Origin of the sequence: Clostridium sp. CMCC3677, from assembly GCF_023845585.1 — a bacterium.
GTDB classification, from domain to species: Bacteria; Bacillota; Clostridia; order Clostridiales; family Clostridiaceae; genus Clostridium; species Clostridium aquiflavi.
Genome location: NZ_JAMQHS010000001.1, coordinates 368,102 through 389,994, shown reverse-complemented (window position 1 = coordinate 389,994; position 21,893 = coordinate 368,102). Strand labels below are relative to the sequence as shown.

Annotated in this window: 19 protein-coding genes; 2 read left to right on the top strand and 17 right to left on the bottom strand. The window is 27.1% G+C overall.

The annotated features are described in order from the left end of the window. Position 1 precedes the first annotated feature (1 nt). From NG901_RS01550 to NG901_RS01500, 11 genes are all read right to left on the bottom strand, one after another. A complete protein-coding gene (locus NG901_RS01550) occupies positions 2-565 on the bottom strand; it encodes a hypothetical protein (RefSeq protein WP_252211899.1) in 564 nt (187 codons plus the stop codon). Position 566: 1 nt separating this feature from the next. Next, positions 567-1,265, bottom strand: a complete 699-nt coding sequence (locus tag NG901_RS01545; protein WP_252211898.1) for a hypothetical protein — start codon at positions 1,263-1,265, stop codon at positions 567-569. 10 nt (positions 1,266-1,275) lie between these two features. Next, the gene (locus NG901_RS01540) at positions 1,276-2,577 is read right to left on the bottom strand and encodes an SPFH domain-containing protein (RefSeq protein ID WP_252211897.1); all 1,302 of its coding nucleotides are present in this window, start codon (positions 2,575-2,577) and stop codon (positions 1,276-1,278) included. Positions 2,578-2,983: 406 nt separating this feature from the next. Next, entirely contained in the window at positions 2,984-4,696 is a 1,713-nt protein-coding gene (locus NG901_RS01535; protein ID WP_252211896.1) for an ABC transporter ATP-binding protein, read from the bottom strand. Next, a complete protein-coding gene (locus NG901_RS01530) occupies positions 4,689-6,455 on the bottom strand; it encodes an ABC transporter ATP-binding protein (protein WP_252211894.1) in 1,767 nt (588 codons plus the stop codon). Before NG901_RS01530 ends, NG901_RS01535 begins: the two co-directional genes overlap by 8 nt. Before the next feature lie 122 nt (positions 6,456-6,577). Continuing rightward, entirely contained in the window at positions 6,578-7,540 is a 963-nt protein-coding gene (locus NG901_RS01525) for a helix-turn-helix domain-containing protein (RefSeq protein WP_252211892.1), read from the bottom strand. Between the two features lie 166 nt (positions 7,541-7,706). Further along, complete coding sequence (locus NG901_RS01520; protein ID WP_252211890.1) at positions 7,707-9,683, bottom strand: FtsX-like permease family protein; 1,977 nt, start codon at positions 9,681-9,683, stop codon at positions 7,707-7,709. Continuing rightward, positions 9,676-10,443 carry an ABC transporter ATP-binding protein gene (locus NG901_RS01515; RefSeq protein ID WP_252211889.1) on the bottom strand — a complete coding sequence of 256 codons (768 nt, stop codon included), beginning with the start codon at positions 10,441-10,443 and terminating at the stop codon, positions 9,676-9,678. The genes NG901_RS01520 and NG901_RS01515 overlap by 8 nt, the downstream gene beginning before the upstream one ends. A gap of 393 nt (positions 10,444-10,836) precedes the next feature. Beyond that, positions 10,837-11,853: a sensor histidine kinase gene (locus NG901_RS01510; protein WP_252211888.1), complete on the bottom strand. Its 1,017-nt coding sequence runs from the start codon at positions 11,851-11,853 to the stop codon at positions 10,837-10,839. A gap of 1 nt (position 11,854) precedes the next feature. Then, the gene (locus NG901_RS01505) at positions 11,855-12,529 is read right to left on the bottom strand and encodes a response regulator transcription factor (RefSeq protein ID WP_252211886.1); all 675 of its coding nucleotides are present in this window, start codon (positions 12,527-12,529) and stop codon (positions 11,855-11,857) included. Positions 12,530-12,707: 178 nt separating this feature from the next. Beyond that, positions 12,708-13,064 (bottom strand): hypothetical protein, encoded by a 357-nt coding sequence (locus tag NG901_RS01500; protein ID WP_252211884.1) that lies wholly within the window; start codon positions 13,062-13,064, stop codon positions 12,708-12,710. A 247-nt stretch (positions 13,065-13,311) separates the two neighbouring features. Here NG901_RS01500 and NG901_RS01495 point away from each other — a divergent pair, with 247 nt between their 5' ends. Continuing rightward, positions 13,312-13,656 (top strand): hypothetical protein, encoded by a 345-nt coding sequence (locus tag NG901_RS01495; protein ID WP_252211882.1) that lies wholly within the window; start codon positions 13,312-13,314, stop codon positions 13,654-13,656. A 106-nt stretch (positions 13,657-13,762) separates the two neighbouring features. Here the strand turns inward: NG901_RS01495 and NG901_RS01490 are convergent, their stop codons facing one another. Next, a complete protein-coding gene (locus NG901_RS01490) occupies positions 13,763-14,179 on the bottom strand; it encodes a MarR family winged helix-turn-helix transcriptional regulator (RefSeq protein WP_252211880.1) in 417 nt (138 codons plus the stop codon). Between the two features lie 172 nt (positions 14,180-14,351). Between NG901_RS01490 and NG901_RS01485 the strand changes: the two genes are divergently transcribed. Next, positions 14,352-14,810: a DUF2798 domain-containing protein gene (locus NG901_RS01485; RefSeq protein WP_252211879.1), complete on the top strand. Its 459-nt coding sequence runs from the start codon at positions 14,352-14,354 to the stop codon at positions 14,808-14,810. Positions 14,811-14,877: 67 nt separating this feature from the next. On the opposite strand, the gene rbr is transcribed toward NG901_RS01485, so the two are convergent. The 5 genes from rbr to NG901_RS01460 form a co-directional block, all read right to left on the bottom strand. Beyond that, positions 14,878-15,468 (bottom strand): rubrerythrin, encoded by a 591-nt coding sequence (gene rbr / locus NG901_RS01480; RefSeq protein ID WP_252211878.1) that lies wholly within the window; start codon positions 15,466-15,468, stop codon positions 14,878-14,880. Positions 15,469-15,696: 228 nt separating this feature from the next. Continuing rightward, positions 15,697-16,656, bottom strand: a complete 960-nt coding sequence (locus NG901_RS01475; RefSeq protein WP_252211877.1) for a patatin-like phospholipase family protein — start codon at positions 16,654-16,656, stop codon at positions 15,697-15,699. A gap of 409 nt (positions 16,657-17,065) precedes the next feature. Beyond that, positions 17,066-17,428, bottom strand: coding sequence for a response regulator (locus NG901_RS01470; protein ID WP_252211876.1), 363 nt, complete (start codon positions 17,426-17,428; stop codon positions 17,066-17,068). Between the two features lie 75 nt (positions 17,429-17,503). Continuing rightward, positions 17,504-20,353 carry a response regulator gene (locus NG901_RS01465; protein WP_252211875.1) on the bottom strand — a complete coding sequence of 950 codons (2,850 nt, stop codon included), beginning with the start codon at positions 20,351-20,353 and terminating at the stop codon, positions 17,504-17,506. Positions 20,354-20,370: 17 nt separating this feature from the next. After that, complete coding sequence (locus tag NG901_RS01460) at positions 20,371-21,441, bottom strand: HD-GYP domain-containing protein (RefSeq protein ID WP_252211874.1); 1,071 nt, start codon at positions 21,439-21,441, stop codon at positions 20,371-20,373. Positions 21,442-21,893 lie beyond the last annotated feature (452 nt).

Sequence of the window (21,893 nt, the reverse complement as noted above, 5' to 3'; positions counted from 1 at the left end):
CTTATCCTATCTGTGAACCACAAAATTCACACTCACAAACTGTTCCTTTTTGTACTTTATTACTAGCCCCACAGTTTTTACATGCTATTGCAACGTACTCAACATTAGATTGAGAATTCTCTTCTTTTACTTGTCCAGATTTATTAATTTTTTCTCCTAGTTTTGATGGGAAAACTATACTATTATTTTCAACATCAATATAAGCGTTAACAAAATATTTTTCATTAATCATTAATTTTAAGTTTTTTAACACTGCATCTTGAGATACTCCTAAACTAGATACTAAATTTTCTATAGAGCCAGTTGGATCATTAGACAATATTTGTGCATAACTTTTGAAATCTTCAATTAGCTTATGGCGTTTTTTACTCATAGCTATAAAGGTAATTCCTAAAGCTATAAAACAAAGTGACATTAAAATAACTCCTCTAGTTCCTTCCGTTCCTGCACTTCCAAAAATAGCCATTGAGAATATCAGTATAATAATTATTCCCATTATTAACTGTATTTTCTCAATTATTTTATTAAAAACAATAACAGATTTTTTTTTATTTCCTTGATTCATTTTAAATTCCCCCTAGTTTTGCATTTTTAACTTCTGCTTTCCTTTTATTTATTAAAATGAATATTTCCTCTATTAATTCTGTTACTTTATCACTTTTAACATCATCACTATTTAATAAAGCAATTTCTAAATTGGTAATTTTAGTTTCTAACTCAGAATCACTGGGTACAATAGTTGAAGTATCACTATACCTTAGATCGTCATAAATTTTCTCAAGTAACTTTTTATACTTATTATTATTAATATTGTTCTTAAGTAAATTAATTCTGTCAATAAAAGTATTAATGTAACCAGTTGCTTGTAATACTTTATCACTATCTTGTTTTACTTTATTAGCACCAGTTATAAGAGATATAATTAAAATAGTTTCTAAAATAATAAAAATTAACTGTAAGCTTATAAAATACTTAATAAAGTCCTTCTCTAAATTAATAAACACTAGCGAAGTTACAAAAGATATTATCCAATATCCAAACAATGTGGTACCTACACCCGCCCTAATAATAATTTGAGATGATTTTTGTGCAATATATTCAATTAATATATATCCTCCAAATAAAATTAATTCAGATAATATCATAAAAATTAAACATAACCATACTATAGATGTCCTATCTTTTGTAAGCATAAAAAACAAAAAGACGGTTAAAATTTCAATAAGAATTCCAATAATGGAAAATAACTTTACTCTATTATTCATAAGCTCCTCCTTAGATAAGATTATCCCCACATTCTGGACAGAATTTAGGGGTTCCTTCAATTACTGAATTGCACTTTGGACACCTATTAACCAAAGATTCTCCACATTCTGGGCAGAACTTAACTTTTTTAGATATCATAGCTCCACATTTACTACATTTACGTGGAAGTTCATGTCCACAAATTGGACAACTGTCACTATCAGTTGGTATATCTGCTCCACATTCCTTGCACGGATTATATTTTTTTCCACATTCTGGACAAAATTTTGTTTTTGTAGATAATTCACATCCACATTTAATACATATTATTTGCTTCTTTTTTTCAACTTCCTTATTTTCTATATCAAAGCCACATGCCCCACAAAATCGTTGGTTTCCCTCTAGCTGAGAATGACATTTAGGACATTCTTTTTTATTTCCAACATTTTTTGTATTAATCTCTCTAGACATGTTTCCAAAGGCTCCACCAAAAGCTCCACCTAAGCCAGCACCCATTCCAAGTCCTAAGCCTGCTCCCATTATGTCACTGGCAGATGAACTTTTGTTTTTAGCTGCACCTTCTAAAGTATCAAATGAACGTTCTTGCTCATAATTATAACCAATAATATTCATTTCAGCTCTTTTGGCTAATGCATCTTTTAGTTTAATTACAGCTTGATCATCTTCAGGAACGCTTATATCATTTACATAAAAATTAGCTAATTTTATTCCATATTCTTCTAATGTTGGTTCAATCTTGTCTTTCATATAATTAGAAATTTCATCAATATACGCATTAATTTCTAAAACACTTACTTGTTTATGTATCAAGTAAGAAGAAACTGCATCTTTTACTTTTGTAACATATAATCCCCTAAAAAATTTGACAAGAGTACTTTTATCAAATATTTGTAAAGCACCTACAAGCTTAATTAAAAATTTCTTTGAATCCTCTATTTGAATTCCAAACATTCCATTAGAACGTACTGGTACAAATACACCATATTTAGGATCTTGTATCTGAATAGGTGACGATGTTCCCCATTTTATGTCTAATGAATACACTTTATTAACATACCAAACTTCTGCTGTAAATGGCGAACGTCCACCAAAAGGTAAATTTACTAATTTATTAAGAAGTGGTATATTACCTGTATCTAATGTATGTCTACCACTTTCAAAAATATCTAAAACCTTTCCACCTTTAAGAATAATGGCTTGTTGTGATTCATTAACAATTAATTGTGTCCACGTACCTAATTCTTCACTTGGATATTTCCATGCAAATACGTCTGGTCCACCATTATATTTAATAACTTCTACTATAGACATCTAATCCCTCCCAAGCTAATAATTATCGTAAAATACATAAATATACATAGTATATTTTACCATTAATACTTATATTATTCAATATTTAAATTATCAGTATAATTTATAATATTATTCCTTAATAACTTGTTTTTTGTATATTATAAATCCTATGACTACATTTATAATTTTTACAATAATTCTCAAACCTAAGTTAAAGTATTTTTAGATTTCTCCTTGTTTAACTGTAAAATTATGTGTAAATTATTAGCATATAAGAACAAAAGATATACAGATAATTTTAAAGAGATAATAATAAATTTATATGAATAACTTTAAAACGTCTATGCTACAATAATTCTAAATAAAAAAGTTGTATCATAATTATTATAATTAAACTTGATACAACTCTTTTTAATACTATTTTTTATTTATAAAGTTCTTTTTCAGCATTCCACATATTATAGTATTTGCCACTATTATTAATCAATTCATCATGCTTACCCTGCTCAATAATTTTTCCATCAGACACAACGATTATTTTATCTGCATTTTGAATAATTGAAAGAGTATGAGCAATCATAATAACAGTCTTTTTATTTTTAAGAAGATTGAGAACTGCAGATTTAACAGCTATTTCATTTTCAATATCCAAAGAAGCTGTTGCTTCATCTAAAAGTAATATTGGACTATTTTTAAGAATAGCTCTTGCAATGGATAAACGTTGACGTTCACCACCTGAAAGTGCATTACCATTTTCTCCAACAAATGTATCATATCCATGTTCCATCTTTCTAATAAAACTATCACAGTTTGCTACCTTGCAAGCTTCTATTATTTCAGCATCTGTAGCATTCTGTCTTGCATGGCGAATATTATTTTTAATACTATCATTAAATAAAAATACATCCTGATCTACTATTGATATATAACTTAATACTTTTGAAGAATTAATATTATTTATTACAGTTCCTCCTATTTTAATTTGTCCAGACTGTGGTTCATAATATTTTGCAATCAAATTTAATATTGTTGATTTTCCTGAACCGGACTCTCCAATAATAGCTGTTAACTTTTCATTTTCAGCTTTAAAACTAACATTTTTAAGTATTTTTTCATTTTCTTCATAAGAAAAACATACATTGTCAAAATTTATTTCATGAGTTTTTGGTTCAAAATTTATACTAGATATTTCTTCTTCTTCTTCATCTACTACTCTTTCAATAGCTCTTCTTGAAATCATCATATTTTTATAAGAAGTAAAATCTACAAAAATTGCTGTTATAAGTTTACAGGCAAAAGTTGGTATCATAATTTCCATAATAAAATCAATTACATTTAATGTGCCATTTAATATTGATGATTGTCCTACAAGTATTATAGCTGGCATACAAAGACCAGTAATGACAGCTTGTACAGATCCAATTGGTATTACTTTTGCTTCATATTTATAACTTATATCAGAATACTTTTTCATGGACTTTGTAACTGTTTGATTTTTCGTTCCACCAAGTCCATATGCACGAAATGTTTGTATTCCTGTTATATATTCAACAACATTACTTACATTTTCACTTATAGTATTATTTTTTTCAGTACCATACTTCTTAACAACTCTTGCAGACAAGTATAATGCAGGAAACATTATTAAAGTCGCCACAAATATAATTAACCCGCCCTTAAAATACACACTACCCATAAATATAGTAAGCATACTAAGAAGTGAAATGTTTTTTATTATATCTCCTAATTTATGTGTCAAAATATTTTCATAATTGCTTACATCACTTGTTACTACATTAATATATTCTCCTGTCTTAACCTTGGTAAATTTAGAAAGTGGAATTTTTTTAATCTTATCACCTAAAAATAGCCTGATTTTTTGTGACATCTCTGCCCCTGCTATATGTCCACCCGTATATGCTATAGTATAAATAATTAATCTAAGAACAAATATGCCTATTAGTAAAGTACTATAATTCATAACTAATTCTCTACTTAAGGTTTTACCCACAAGTGATTTTATTAAAAAATATAACACTGCAAAGTTAGTTCCTGACATTAATCCTTCTACAACATTTAATATCATTGAAATATACAATTTCTTATTTTTTTTCATAACATTATTACTACTATTCATTTGAAACACCGCCCTCCATAACGTATGAAATATTACGTGCTTCATTATAATCATGCCATGATTTTTTGTAATATTTATTATTATTTAAAACCTCTTCATGTGTTCCTATAATTTCAATTGTGTTGTTTTCTACTACTGCAACACGATTGCAATTTTGCACTAATCCCAATTGATGTGCTACTATTATTACAGTTTTTCCTTCACAAAGATTGTACATAGCCTTATCAATTTCAACTTGATTTTCTGGATCTGCTGCTGAGGTTGCTTCATCAAGAATTAAAATAGGAGCATTTTTAAGAATCGCTCTTGCAATGGCTATTCTTTGTTTTTGTCCTCCTGAAAACCTTGATCCATAACCTCCAACAAGTGTATTATATCCATTTGGAAGATTAATAATAAAATCATCTATCTGTGCTTTTTTAGCTGCAGATCTCACTTCTTCTAGTGTTGACTTCTTTCCCATAGCTATATTTTCAAAGACACTTCCGCTACTTAAAAATGTCTTTTGGAAAACAATAGCTACATTTTGTAAAAGTGTTTCATAATCAATATCTTTTATATTCTTTTCACCAATTAATATTTCACCTTGATTAATATCATAAAATCTTGCAATAAGCTGTACAATAGTACTTTTGCCATTTCCAGATTTTCCAATCATTGCAATCTTCTCTCCATCTTTTATATTTAAATTTACATTTTTAAGTACATTAGTTTTTCCATCATAAGAGAAATCTACATTTTTAAGTATAATATCATGATTTTTAGGAAACTCTTTTGTACCACCTTTAAACATTGGTATATCTAAAATTTCTTTTATCTTTATTACTCCATTTAAAACTTGTGAAAAATTTGATCCTAATTCAAGCAATGGACGAAGTTCAGTTAAATATAATGATCCAACAAATGCAAATAATATAAATGTACTTGCTGTTATGTTTTCATTAAGTAACATAATTCCTCCAATTGGTGCAATTAAAATCAATCCACATTCGATTATAATTACATACATTGAAAATGGTATTCCCATTTTGCGTGACATCCTTTTCCAAACAGAACGTTGATCTTTAATTGCCTTAGCGTATTTTTCAAATGATTTACTTCCCATATTATAAGCTTTAATTAGTCTCATTCCGCTTATATACTCAATCATTGTTGAATTTAGAGATGCAAGTGAACTGTTCATTTCATCAAGTAAAGTTCCCACTCCACAAAACATAAAACATTGACAAAGTAATGCAATTGGAATTGGAGTCAATGAAATTAATGCTAATTTTAAGTTTACTGTGCAAAGATAAATGAAAACTGCTAATGGTCCACTTGCATACATTACAAGTTCTGGTAAGTGATGTGCTAAAAATAATTCTAGTTTTTCAATGTCCTCATTTAACACTTTCTTAATTTCACCAGTACTTCTTTCATTTAAATGACCTAATGGAATTTTAGCCATATGCTCATTAACCATGCATCTAACTTTAAATAATGTTTTATAAGCACCTTTATGTGACAATATTCCTGATGTCCCGAATGATATACACCTTATTATCACTGAAGCTCCAATAATAACTGCATTTTTAAATATAATTACACTTGAAATATCTTCTTTAAAAACAACATCAATTATATTGTAAATACACAAATATGGAATTATAATACATATTCCACTTATAAATGCACAAAATATAGATGAATATAAATAATATTTATCGCCTTCCGCCCATTTAAATAAGAGTGCTAGCGGCTTTTCTTTTTTTCGTTTCATTATAATTACCTTCCTTTCTTTCTGTAATTAAATGATAATGATATTCATTTAATATTTCTGCTCTTTCTTTTAGGTAATAGCCCGATTGAAAATTTTTTCAAAAATAATAGAGTGCATCAAACTTATTTTGATGCACTCATCTCTTTTCTATATTGTGTTGGTAGAACTCCAAAAGTTTCTCTAAACGCTTTTGCAAATTTACTCCCATTAGAATATCCACATAATAATGAAATTTCTAATATAGGAATCTTCTCATTTGAAATAAGCTCCTTTGCTTTCTTCATTTTATACATTTTACTATATGAAAAAATGGTATAACCATAAATGCTCTTAAATCCTTTTTCTAAATCAGTAGTATTCATTCCAACCATTCTAGAAAGACTTTTTATTGTAATAAACTGATCCACTTTGCTTAAAATAATTTTTCTAGCTTCTTTAATCTTCTCCACAGAAGTTTTAGAAAAATAAATTGTCTCATTTTTCTTATAATCTGTTCCTGATATTAAATATAGAATTAATTCAACTACTTTAATCTTCATAAGATAATTTTTATATTCATCTGGCAATACATAAAGTTCTTTAAAAATATGATGTATACTTTGGTTACCATGAGTTATGATACATCTATCAGAACAAAAAACATTTTTGAAGAAAGTATCTCCTTTAAATTCATTTGTTCCAAGCATAATATTTAGATTTTGTAAAAATTCATCTATATAAATCATAACTCTAATTCCAACAAAATGTTTTAAACTAAAGTCACATGAAATTGCCTTTGTTTGATATCCAAATAAAGATATATCACCATCTGCCATATAAGCATACTTTTCATTCCCAAATTTTATCTCAACTTGTCCTTTTAAACAGTAAGTTATTTCAACACAATTGGTTTCAACATTCATCATATTTTTAATAGGATTTTTTAGCTTTAAATCATTATATATAAGCTCTATTCCAGGCATTACTTTAAAACTTTGCATAGTTCCTTCTCCTGCCTGTGATGCAATTTTATAAATTATAGAATCTTTTTTACATATGCGTTCTCCTATAATTTGTTTAAAAAAATCTTTGTCTAAAGACCTCAAAATGATCCACCTATCACAGTAACTACTGCAAATAACGCACTAAAAATGCCTGTTATAACTAAATCTTTAACTGTTAATCTTTGATTTCTTTTAATAATTGTATTTTGCATGATATACCCCCTTTAAATTTTATTTAATTTACTATTTATCATCAAATTGTATTTAACTAATCTTCTTGTTCAACAATTTTATAATAAGTTTTTGCTGTTATCATATAAACTAATATATAAACTATAGCAAAAGTAATCATTGTTCCTAAAGTACATTGTAAAAATATACTTGTATTGCTTATTGCAAATAAAGCTAACATTTTTTTCATTACTTTGAAGGCAAAAACAATATGAATTACAGCTGTAACTAATGGTAAGAAAAATACCATTAATATTTGTTTACTAATAGTCCTTTTAACTTCTTCTTTACTCATACCAACCTTTTGCATTATCTTAAATCTTTCACTATCATCATAGCCTTCTGAAATTTGCTTATAATAGATTATTAAAACTGTAGCCATTGTAAATAATAAACCTAAAAACACACCTATAAATAAGAATCCACCATTAATTGTAAAAAGCTCTTGTCTATCAGTATAAATGCTAGTAAAGTCTCCCTTATACATTTCATTAACCTTACTACTTATATCACTACAAAAATTCATAATATAATTTTTATCACCACTGACATCAAATGAGATGTTATATTTTATACTTTCTAAATCTTCATTAGTCATATCCTTATATATATTTTTTAAAACATCACTATCCTTTACAACAATATAATAACCTTTTATTATAGCAGTATCTTGTTTATTTACGAATCTCAGACTATTAAGTTCATCTTTTATTTTATATTCCTTTTGCCCAATGTTTATAGATTCTTCATTAAAAGTTCCTTCCTGCGAAAATATTAATACCTCATTATTTTCTAAAGAACTATCTTTTCCTTCAATTTGATTGTAATCTTTTAATGTTAATAAAGTTAAACCATATAATCTACTTATATTAGACATATCTTTTTGTGCAACTTCAAAAGCATCTCCATTTTTTATTGTCATCATTTCAATATAATTAAATGTAATCTTATTATCTAAATTTATATTATTATATTTTACTTCTTCATTTATCACATAGTTAATGCTCTCTGCATTTTCATTTGCTCCATTGTCTATAGATATACTTATATCTTGAGGATATTTATCTCTAAGACTATCTTCCTGTCCAACATATAAACATACTGTAGTAGATACTGTTAATAATACTGCTGTACTAAGTATACATATATTAGCAAGTCCTATCGCATTTTGCTTCATTCTATATATCATTCCTGATACTGAAATAAAGTTATTTGTCTTATAAAAAAACTTCTTATTCTTTTTTAATAATTTTAATAAAGCTATACTTCCAGCTCTAAAAGTACTGTATGTTCCAGCCATTACTAAAAGTACAGCTATAAAAAATAATTGAAGTGCTTCTACTGGAGATTTTACTGTAATTGCTATACCATAACCTATCATCAATTCAATAATTCCTGAAATAGCCAAGAATTTTGATGTTTTAGGCACTCTTTCTCCCTTTTCCCCACCTTTTAATAATTCTATAGGATTAGATATTTTAACTTGTATAAAATTCTTAATTAATATAACTATAAAAGTTATATTAAAAATCTTAACCGTAGAAATTATTGCTGGAATTGATATTGAAAAAGATAATGTAACTTTAAATTTCATTAAATTAAGCAATATTAAAAACAATAACTTGCTTATTAGAATTCCACCTATTAATCCTAACACTAAACTTATAACTGCTACTATTAGTGTTTCAAAAAAGAGTACTTTTGCAATATGTTTTTTTTCCATTCCAAGAATATTATAAAGCCCAATTTCTTTTTTTCTACGTTTTATTAAAAAACTATTAGTATAGAATAGAAATATTATGGAAAATATAGCTATTACATATGATGTAAATCCTAATAAGGATTTTAATGCATAAGCACCTCTCATTGTGTCTAATCCTTTGTTTAATACCATAGACTTCATAGTATAAAATGTAATTACTGCACAAATTGCCGCTATAATATAAGGAAAATAAGTCTTACCATTCTTCTTCAAATTAGTCAGAGCTAATTTAAAATAAAATGAATTATTCAATTTCAGCACCTCCTGTTGTTAAAACAGTAAGACTGTCTGAAATCTTTTGATACATCTCATCATTATTCATAGCGCCACGATAAATTTGATGAAAAAGCTTTCCATCCTTTATAAATAACACACGACTTGCATGACTAGCTGCTTTAGTGCTATGAGTAACCATTACTATTGTTTGACCTGCTTTATTTATATCTGAAAATAAATTTAATAGTTCAGTAGATGATTTTGAGTCCAATGCTCCTGTTGGTTCATCTGCTAATACTAATTTAGGATTTGTTATAAGTGCTCTTGCCACTGCTGCTCTTTGCTTTTGTCCTCCGGATACTTCATATGGATACTTTTCTAATAAATCTCTAATTCCTAATTTACTAGCAATTGGTTTTAATCTTTCATTCATCTCTTTATATTCTTTTCCTGATAATACTAAAGGTAAAAATATATTATCTTTTAATGAAAATGTATCTAATAAATTAAAATCTTGAAATACAAATCCTAAATGATTTCTACGAAAAGCAGAAATTTCTTTTTCTTTTATATTCACAATATTATTTCCTTCTAATAATACTTCACCATTAGTTGGTTTATCTAATGATGCTAATATATTAAGTAATGTAGTTTTTCCTGAACCTGATTCTCCCATAATAGCAACATATTCTCCCTCTTCCACTGAAAATGAAATATCAGATAATGCCTCTACCTTATTTCCACCAAATCTTGTAGTATATATCTTCTTTAAATTTTTAACTTCTAATAATGCCATTTATTATTACCTCCAAATCTTTAGATACATAAAATAATAAACTGAACATACTTATTTATTATTTTCTTTATGTTTTAAGTAAATGTTGATATTTTAGTATAAGGGCGAACTGGCATTGGAATTTGCTTTTTAGAACTCTTAATGAAGATTTGTACAATTAATTGCTTGTCATCAATCTTTGATTGGGAACATGCATTAATTGGACTAAGCTTTATTTTAGTGTTCTTAAAGTAAATTCCTCTGTCCATGAGCTTTATACTAAAATATCAACAATGTTTTAAAACATAGTCATTATTTAATGTACCTTATTACAAATTAAGTATAATAAAAAAAGAAATGTACTGCCTTAACCTTGACTTACATTTCTCCTTTTAATCTTACAATTGTGTAAGGTTACTCTATTTCAATATTTTTTCTTGAAAAATCAATAGCCACTTTTGTTCCTTTTCCGACTTCTGAAGTAATAAATATTTTATTAGAAAGGTTGTTTAAAATTTCTTTACATAAATATAACCCTATTCCCGTAGATTTTTTATTCATTCTGCCATTATATCCTGTAAATCCTCTTTCAAATACCCTAAATATATCTTCCTCTTCTATTCCAATACCAGTATCTTTAATTATTAAAGTATCTTCTCTTTTCTTATCCATATAAATAGAAATTTTTCCTTCTCTTGTGTATTTTAATGCATTAGATAAAATTTGTTCTAATACAAAAATAAGCCACTTTTCATCAGTAATCACTTTATAATCTATTTGTTCTAAATCTAATGAAATCTTCTTATTTATAAATATCATAGAATGTTTTTTTACTACTTCATGAATAATATTTTGTAACTCATACTCTTCTAAACGTAAATCACATGACATACTTTCTAATCTAAGATAATGAAGTACCATTTCAACATATTGCTCTATTTTAAATACTTCTTGATCCATAATCTTTTTGTATTTACCAGAATCCATAGATTGCAAAATCATGTGCAATGCAGAAATAGGAGTTTTTATTTGATGAACCCACATTGTATAATAATTTATCATTTCACTACGATTGTTATTAACTTTATGTTCTAACTCTACATTATTTTTATGTAACGCTTTAATAATACTTTGATAGTCTTTTTCTATTAAACTCTTATTTCTAGGTAAATTATCTAACTTTTCTTCTACACCATTGAGAATATCTTTTAAATATATATGCTTATTATAAAACTTATGAAAATCATATACACTAAATAAAAAAGCTAATGTAAAAGTTAATAGCATTGAATATAAGACTGGTTCTAATGATACATGATACAAAAGATATACTGTAAAAAATATAAGTATAAATATAAAAAATACCAAAATAGTTTTTAACTTTTCTCTAATATAAGAACATATCATAAATAAAATAGATTCTCTCTTCATATTAATCACCCACTATATATCCAATACCTTTTTTAGTTTTAATAAAATCCTTAAGTTCTATATCTTCTAACTTTTTTCTAAGTCTAGTAACATTAACAGTTAAAGTGTTATCATCAATAAAACTATCACTATTCCAAAGATGCCTCATAATATCGTCACGCGGAACAGTTTTATTTTTATTTTCTAAAAGTATTTGCAGTATCTTAAATTCATTTTTACTTAATTCTATTTTTTTATTATTATATGTAAGAGTTGTATCACCTAAGTTAAGAACAGCTCCATTACTCTCTAAAATATTTGTCTGTCCTTGAAATGAATAAGTTCTTCTAATTAGAGCCTGTACCTTTGCAACTACTACATTTAAATCAAAAGGCTTAGCAATAAAATCGTCTGCCCCCATATTTATAGCCATAATTAAATTCATATTATCACTTGCTGATGATGCAAAAATTATTGGAACTTTAGATATTCTTCTAATCTCTGTACACCAATGAAATCCATTATAAAAAGGTAATGTAATATCTAATATTACTAATTGTGGATCATACTTAATAAAGTCTTCCATAACATTGTTAAAATCAGAAATAATTTCTGCCTCATATCCCCATTTGCATAAATAATTTTTCAAAATACTTGCTATAGTTAGGTCATCTTCTACAATTAATATCTTATACATTATGTCTACTCCTATATCTTAAATTTTTTCTATTATTATTCTGTTAAATGCTCTAATATTTCCTAATTATACCTTATTATTAATAATAAGATAACTCTTTTCTAACCTATTAAGCAATATTAAATAAGAACTAGTAACATTAAGCATAATTTAAGTTACTAGTTCTTATATAAGTTATTTATTTTCTTTTCTTTTTAAATATTTTTCCTAATGCTTCAAAACAATTTATAAAATTAATGCTCTCTTTTGCATCTTTTATAGACTGTCTAAATTCTTCATCTCTATAGTTGCATTTTTCTGCTTTATAAACATCTTTCCCATCAATAGAAACAGTAAAATTATATATATTATTCTTTCCATCTATTTTTATTGCTTCACCTTTTCTAAGTTGAATAATCAAATTAAATGTATTTACTTTCTTATTATCTTTTGTAATTTCCTTTTGTTCAGATTTTAGTATTGTTCCTATTTTAGCCCTACTTACATAGTGCTCTATATCCTTAATTACTTGTGAATTATATTTACTAAAGTCCATTGTAGCTCCCTCCAATCAATATTCTGTAAGTTATAACCTTTTTACAAATATATTCTGTTAAGTATATTTGTATTACAGATATATGATATTAAAAAACTTCAATAGAAATATCGCTTTATTTTAAATATATCTATACTTTATTTATATATAATTTTTATCTGATTTGCATAGTTATTTTAAAAATAATAGTAATAATATTATCTAAATAAAGAACACTACTAAGGAAAGGATGTGAAATATATATATAATGAAAAAATTACTTATTTTTATTTTTATTATTTTTTGTATAATCATAAATACACCTTTAAAAGCCAGTGCATATAAAAGTGAACCAGTTCCTACTGCAAAAATTTACACTGAAGGTATATATCATTTTGATAAAAGTATTGGACAAAAAGTAACATTAAGATTAATCACACCTGAGAAACCAATAACTGTAATAATAATAGAAGATTCAAATGATAAATTAAAATACTATTTTAATCTTAATAATAATATTAATTTGACAAATGTATTCTTAAATATTCCAATAGATAAACATACTGTAATATTAAAAGGTGAAGGTCAACTTTCTCTTACATTTGAAGAATAATTTTTATTAATCTAAAATAAAAAGCCGTTATGGACTAATGATATAACTCATTCCATAACAGCTTATTTTGTTTATATTACATATATATATTACTCTTATAGTATTATTATTTTATCCATCTCTTATTTAATAATTCTTTAAGCATTCTTATATTTTCCTCACCTAAAACATCAGAAATTTCTTTTTCTATACTCTCCTTTAATTCTTTGCTTCTTCTACAATAATCTTTACCTTTCTCTGTTAGATCTGTATATTTATTATTGCTTTCATCTATTACAAATTTTAAGTATCCTCTTAGCTCTAATTTTTTAGCACATTTATACATGGCTTGACGAGATATATTAGCTTGCCTAGCAACTTCAGCAATAGATATCTTACCCATTTCAATTTTAGCTAAAAAAAGTGCTTCAGTATGAGAAATCTCCTCATCTTCTACAGCTTCCCATCTATCTTCCACTTCACGTCTGAGTACAATATGTTTTTCGCTTATTAAATCTATTATATTTAAATTACTCTTCATCATTCTCACCTTATTCTTTATTTTCATATATTGTAACATATATTTTTCTGCATTTCAGATTTAATAAGTACCGCACCGAGTCAACTAAGTTGACACAACACAGAATAATTGTTATAATTCATTTTGTCAACTTAGTTGACTTTAAAAATATTTAATATGGGGGAAAATTTTTATTATGGGACAAACAAAATTACAAAAATTTATTTTTACTTTAATGATGTGCTTTGGTATGGTTTTAGGTATGACCATTTATAATATGCTATTAAATGAAGGCTTTCATAGTCAATTCTTTAATAATCTTTTAAAAGATTTTTGGCTTGGATTTATTGTTGCACTTTTATTAGATGTGTTTATTGTCGGTAAAATTGCAAAACCAATTGCACTAAAAATTGTGAAACCTAATAACGAAACTAAACCAATTAAGGTTATATTAACTATCTCATCATGTATGGTAATAGGTATGGTGCTTTGTATGTCTATGTATGGTGCTATAACAGCTGTTGGCTTTAATAGTGGAGCATTAAAAATTTATCCATTATGTATTATTAGAAACTTTATTATGGCATTACCTCTTAATATGCTTATTGTATCTCCAGTTGTAAGATTATCATTTAATAAAGTATTTTCTAATTAATCAAAAAAGACTATTACCATTTTATAATTAACAATAAATAGTAATAGCCTTTTTAGTTTAACAATCTTTATTCAAAAGGTGAATTTTTAAATGGAATAAAGAATCCTTTAGGATGCACACAAACAGGGCATACTTCTGGTGCTTCTGTTCCTTCATAAATATATCCACAATTAGTACACATCCATTGTTCATTATTAATTTTCTTAAATAGATTCCCATTTTCTAATTCATCCGCATATTTTTTGAATCTATTAGAATGAATTTTTTCGATTGAAGCTATCTTATCAAATAATGTTCCAATTTCATCAAATCCTTCTTCTCGTGCAATTTTTGCAAAACCACTATAAATATCATCATGTTCAGCTGCTTCATGCTTTTCTGCTGCTCTTAAAAGAACTAATGTACTTGTTTCTACTTCTGCTGGATACGCTGCTGTTATAGTAATGTCTTCTCCTGAAAATTCTTTTAATCTTTTCATAAATTCTTTTGCATGAGCTTTTTCTTGATTTGCTGTATAGTTAAATAAATCTTGTAAAATAGAATATCCTTCTTTCTTAGCCACTGATGCAGCAATGTTATATCTATTTCTTGCCTGACTTTCTCCCGCAAATGCTCTCATTAAGTTTTCTTTAGTTTGACTTTCGTTAAAATTATTCATAAATATATACCTCCTTGTATAATCTAGTTGTAATATTTTTAACATTCTTATTATTTGAAGATTAAAAATAATTATTCTTTACTTATGTAATAATAAAAATAAATGTATCAACAAAATTAAAATGAGCCATCTCAGCTAATGATTTGAAAAATCATTCTAAGATAGCTCCTTTTATTTTCATTGCTATTTCTTTAACTAAAATTATGCTCTAACTTCAAATACAGACTTTTATGCTGCATCTCTATAATTCTTGACATACTTTCCAAAATCCCATTCTTTTAAGAATTTTTCAGTGCTATCATATCCAGATTTATATAATGCTAAACTCTTTTCTTTTGATAAGTCAAAATCTGTTGTACTCACTCCAAGTGTTGGTATATCTATTGTTCTGACCAAATCCTTATCTCTAATATAATTATCTTCACTATTATGACTAAAAATGCAAGTGCTTAATACATCATATGAATAGTATAAGAAATTAGTCTTACCTTGTGCTGTATAACTTAACTCATTCTCATCAAGGTTAAATCCAAATGTAGGATATTCTGGTTTACCTTCTGAATCAAATATCCATATAGGATAATTAGATAAAATTCCACCATCCACAATAAAATTAGTACCTTTATCAGTATTTAATTCTACTGGCTTAAAGAAGAATGGAATACTCATACTCATTCTTACAGCTTTTGATATTTCAAATTCCATAGGATCTATTCCATATTTTTTAAGATCATCAGGCAATATTAACATAGTGCTATTAGTTATATCAGCAGCAATTATTTTTAATCTTGACTTACCATTGACACATACATCCTTAAATTTAGTTTTTAATTTTGCTTTAAGAAGCTTGTCTATCCATTTTTCAAAGTAATCTCCACTATAAAAACCTTTGTCTGTAAATAAATTGTACATATGAGATGCTTTTTCTAATATATTCCCAGTACTTAATATAGATATATTTTTATCTAAGAAATTATTATAATCTGTATTAAGCATAATCTCTTTTACTTCTGCTGCTGTATATCCTACTGCTAAAAGTGCTGATATTATAGCTCCTGCTGATGTTCCTGCACATCTTTCTATTGAATATCCTTCCTCCTCAAGTTTAGCTATGGCTCCTACGAAAGCTACACCCTTTACTCCTCCGCCTTCAAATACAGCATCAAATTTCTTGTTATCATTATTCATATTTATCATCCCTTCTTATAAATTAAGTTTATTTTTGAAGATTTTTTCAATCGATTGTGTTGTCTTCTATATACTAAAAGATCTCTTCAATTCAAAATGTAAACTTTAACTTATAAAAATTTTAAATATGAAATGTAATAACTTGTCATTTGTTTCATATACCTGATAAACTCTTTTCGCTAATAGATAAATTACAGGTTGTTATTGGTCTTGATCTTGAGATTAAACGCAAACAAAAAGATGCCCCATCCTCGCAAGATTAGCATCCTTTTTGTTAATATATTCCGTTAAATCCAATATCCCTAAAACAAAATAAGCACTATGTGAAAGCAACTAATACCAAATGTAATATTTGGATTATATGCTTTTGTTCTAAGGATTGATTAGTGTTATCATCACTAGGCTTTTTTTATTTATATTCTTCTAATGTCTTTAATATAGTCTCAGTATCGAATGGTTTCTTAATATAACTCTTAGCTCCCAATTCAATACATTCATCTTTAAAATTTTCGTATCCCGACGCTGATACAATAATTACAACTGCTTCAGGATCAATACTCATTATATCAATTAATGTATCAATACCTTCCCTCATAACCGCAGAAATATTCAAATCTAAAGTTACAATATCTGGTTTCTCAGTTTTAAACATCTCTATTGCATCATCTTTAGTTGATGCCTCAAATATCGTATACGAACCTCCTTTTTGAATAATTTTTTTTAAAAACATTCGCATATATGATGAATCATCAATGATTAATACCTTTTTCATACTAAAAACTCCCCTATATCTCTTATTTTTTTTAATTTAATTACTAAATTTTTGAGTATCACCTAATGCATCTACTTAATAAAACAACTCCTTTATTTTAATAAAAAGCCTAGCACATTCATCTATTTCTCTTTTCGTAGTTTTTTCCTCAAGCTTTATTGCTAATTCATAAATAGACGTTATTCTTAAAGTTCCAGTGGAACCTTTTAACTCATGAGTCAACTTTGCTAATTTCTTAAAATCATTACTTTCAATGGCATCATTAATACCTGCCAATAAATTTGGCAAATATTTTATATAGTCTTCAAATATTTCTCTCGCATCATCTTTTTCAAGTCCTGTGATTTCAACAAAATGATCAATATTATTATCTATTATACTAATATAATCAGCTCTAAGCTCCCTCTCTTTAATATTCACTTCTATCATATTAAACATAGTATCAAAATTAATAGGCTTGCTAATATACTCGTCCATTCCAGATTCAATACACTTTTCTGAGTCACCTTCCATGGCATTAGCAGTCATTGCAATAATTGTAGTATGCTTTTTATCTCCTTCAATCAACCTTATTTTAGATGTACATTCATATCCATCCATTATTGGCATCTGGCAATCCATAAAAACAACATCATAATCTTTTTCTGACACTGCTTTTAATGCTTCACTACCATCTACAGCCACATCACAAGTCATATTACGAGATTTAAGCATACTTATAACAATTTTACGATTCATTTCATTGTCTTCAACCAATAAAATCCTCGGTTTTAATGCATTCTTAACTTCTTTAACTACATGTTTCATTATAACTTGATGTTCTTCTTTATCTTCTTTTTTCAATCCCAATGCCATAGCAATACAAGCAAGTAAGTCGTCTCTTCTTACAGGCTTACCCAAATACGATGAAAAGCCATATTCCTTTGCAACTTTAGCCTCTACTTTTTGAGCTACTGAAGTTAAAAGTATTAGTTTAATATCCTTTGCAAAAGGTATTGTTTTTAATGTAGTTGCAAGTTCATAAGCACTCATATCAGACATTTGGTAGTTTATAATAGCAACACTTATTTTGTTTTCTGTATTTGCATTTGAAAAAATTGTGGTCATAGCACTAGTAGCATTTTGGGCTTCAAATACCTTTAAACCATTTCCTTGAATATATGAACTCATAATTTTCCTATTATTCGTATTATCATCAACAATCAAAATATTCACACCATTAAGCTTTTCAAACGCAAATTTCTGCTCTGAAGCTCTCTTAGTAATCTTCAATCTCACATTAAATTTGAAAGTAGATCCTTCCCCTAGTACACTTTCAACATGAATTTTACCACCCATCATTTTGACCAATTCATTAGATATCGCAAGTCCGAGTCCTGTTCCTCCATACTTTCTAGTTGTAGAAGAATCCCCTTGGCTAAAAGATTGAAAGATTGTATTAATATGGTCCTTATGAATTCCAATTCCAGTGTCCTTTACTTGAAAATTAAGCATGGCTGTTCCATTCTCTTCTTCTAAACAATCAACTGTAACAGAAATCTCACCACATTCAGTAAATTTTACTGCATTACTTATAAGATTATTTAATATCTGGCTAAGCCTTGCTGGATCGCCAACAACCTCTTCAGGAACACCTAGGTTAATCATAGTATAAAGTTGAACTCCTTTTTCTGCTGCCTTATGAGCAAGGAGAGAAACTGCATCTTCAATAATATTTCTTAAGTTAAAACCAATATTCTCCATAGTTAACTTTCTAGCTTCGATCTTTGAAAAATCCAATATATCATTAATAATATGTAATAATATCTCTGAAGCGGCTTTTGCTTCACGTATAAATTCTTTTTGTTCTAAAGACATATTAGTTGATTTCAACAATTCAAGAAATCCTAATATTCCATTCATTGGTGTTCTTATTTCATGAGACATATTGGCAAGGAACTGACCCTTTGCTATATTGGCTGCTTCTGCCTGTTCTTTTGCCTTGTATAGCTCAGTTTCTGCTATCCTCTGCTCTGTAATGTCGTCAGCAGTACAAATAATAAACTTAATATTACCTACTTCATCTCTCTGGGGCTTACTTTTAATTTTAAGTAACCTATTTTCACCTTTCCAATTCTTAATCTCAAGTTCTTTTTCTGCCGGCTCATTTTTTTGAAATAAATCCCAGTTATTTTCAGACAACTTATTTGCAGTATCTATATCAAATATATCGTATAAATCTTGATACTCTAAGTTCTTTTTCTTCTTTCCAAAAAATTTTGCATGAGCTTCATTAACAGTTGCATAAGAAGTAACATTCCTCAAAGCCCAAATCTGTGATTCAGAATTATTGAGTAAAATTGCTTGTCCATTAAGAGTTGATTCATACGCTTTTTCATTTATAATTCTTGCTCTTGTATATGAAAAAGCTCTTGAAATATCTCTTAATATTTTTACTTGATCCTCTTCCCATATAATAGGTTTTGACAAACTTTCATAGCCTATAAACCCAATTAATTTGTTTTCATTTTTTAATGGAATTATAAGAGAAGCTTTTATTCCTTCCTTTAAAAAGGCTTCTTCTTCAAATACCGCTTCAGCAGGAAGCTCATCCATATTATTTATTGCAACAAAATCATTATTCTTAATCTCACGTATAAGCCATGGAAGAGCATAAACTACCTCATCTTGTTGTATTTCTCTTTTTGGTTTTATATCTTTTTTATTCCATTGACATTCTATTTGCATAAAAGTAGGGTCTTCAGAAAAATAATAGATATAAATTCTATCCAATTCAAAAAGCAAACCAATTTCTTCTAATGATTTTTTTAACTCAATCTGATAATTAATACTATCTACATCTAAAAATTTCTGAAAAGTATAATTAATTAATTTTAGACAATCATATGAATGTCTAATATTTGTGTACTTATCTTCATAACTCATAAAATCCCTCCAAAAATCTAAATTTCACAAGTTTTTGTAATAAAAATAGTTAATTCTTCTAATAAATCAATTTCATAAGGTTCTAAAAGCATATTTCCTACTTTATCATATATAACTTTTACCACAGGTCGCATTGGCATTGAGTTATTTTGCCTTACAACTAAACCCTTTTCATTTGAACTTAAAATAACTCCACAACCAGTTGGAAATGCAGCTATATTACTAGTAAATTTTTCGACTATTTCTGCATCAAAATAAATGTTACTCATACCTACAAGATATTCAATAACCTCAGATATAGTTTTACTTTCCTCCATATTTCTACCTGATATCAAATTATCAAATACATCACATATAGATACTATCTTTGCAATTTGATTTATTTCATCACATTTTAATTTTAAAGGATAACCACTACCATCACTTCTTTCATGATGCATTAAGGCAACTACCTTGACAGATGCATTCCAAATATACTGCTCTCCTAAAAAATCATATCCAACCTTTGGATGCATTAATCTAATATATTTATCTAATTCTTCCTTAGTCTTAAACTCTGCTAAAAGTTTCTTATCATTCATAATTTTTATCTTACCTATATCGTGCAGTAATGCACCTGCTGCTATATCTTTAAGCTTTAACATACTGTATCCCATATGAGTTCCTATTATTGTAGACAATACACATACATTTACCGAATGCGAATATATATTGTTATCACTTGTACTTATTTCTCCAACATTTATCAAAACACTTTTATTTAATAGTACATCTTCAATAACTGAGTTAACTGAATTCATAACACTTCTATTATCAGTCTTTCCTTCACGACAATATGTTTGAATCATTTGCTTAACAGCATGTTTGCTCATTTGCCTTGTTTTTTGAGAAATGCTTTCTTCAATAATAACATCTTTTGATATATCATCATTAATGTACACTGAATTAATTCCCATTTCTTTAATTTTTTCAATATAATAAGGTTTTAATTTTACTCCAACATTAAGTAAAACCCTGCCTAATTCATCATAAATCTGCCTTCCTAGAATTTCATCTCCTTTGAGGCTCGAGACACTAACAACTCTCATATATCCCTCCAACTTAAATAATTAATTTTTTACTGAATAGTGAAAGTTTCTTATAAAAGATACCTATCTTTCACACTAAAAATATAGTAATGCTTTAATCACTAAATACAAAAGAAAAACATTATCAATAACGATTATTATTTAAATATACTAGCATACTCTTACATTTTTAACTACATAAAAAATGTATAAATTACTAATAATATTCTTTCTAACATTATTCTAAACTTTCATACAGTACATTTTATATTTCGTTCTTCTATCCTTCTCCTTGAAGCTTTTATCCTTAATTTTCAATTATTCATTGTATATTGTCAACTTTAAAACATCTAATACCAGACTCTATCAACATTTCATGGTTCAAAAGTCCTATAATTTCCTATCAATATAAAAATAGCCTTAAACAAGTATTTTAAATGTTTAAGACTACTTTTCGCATTTACTTATAGTAT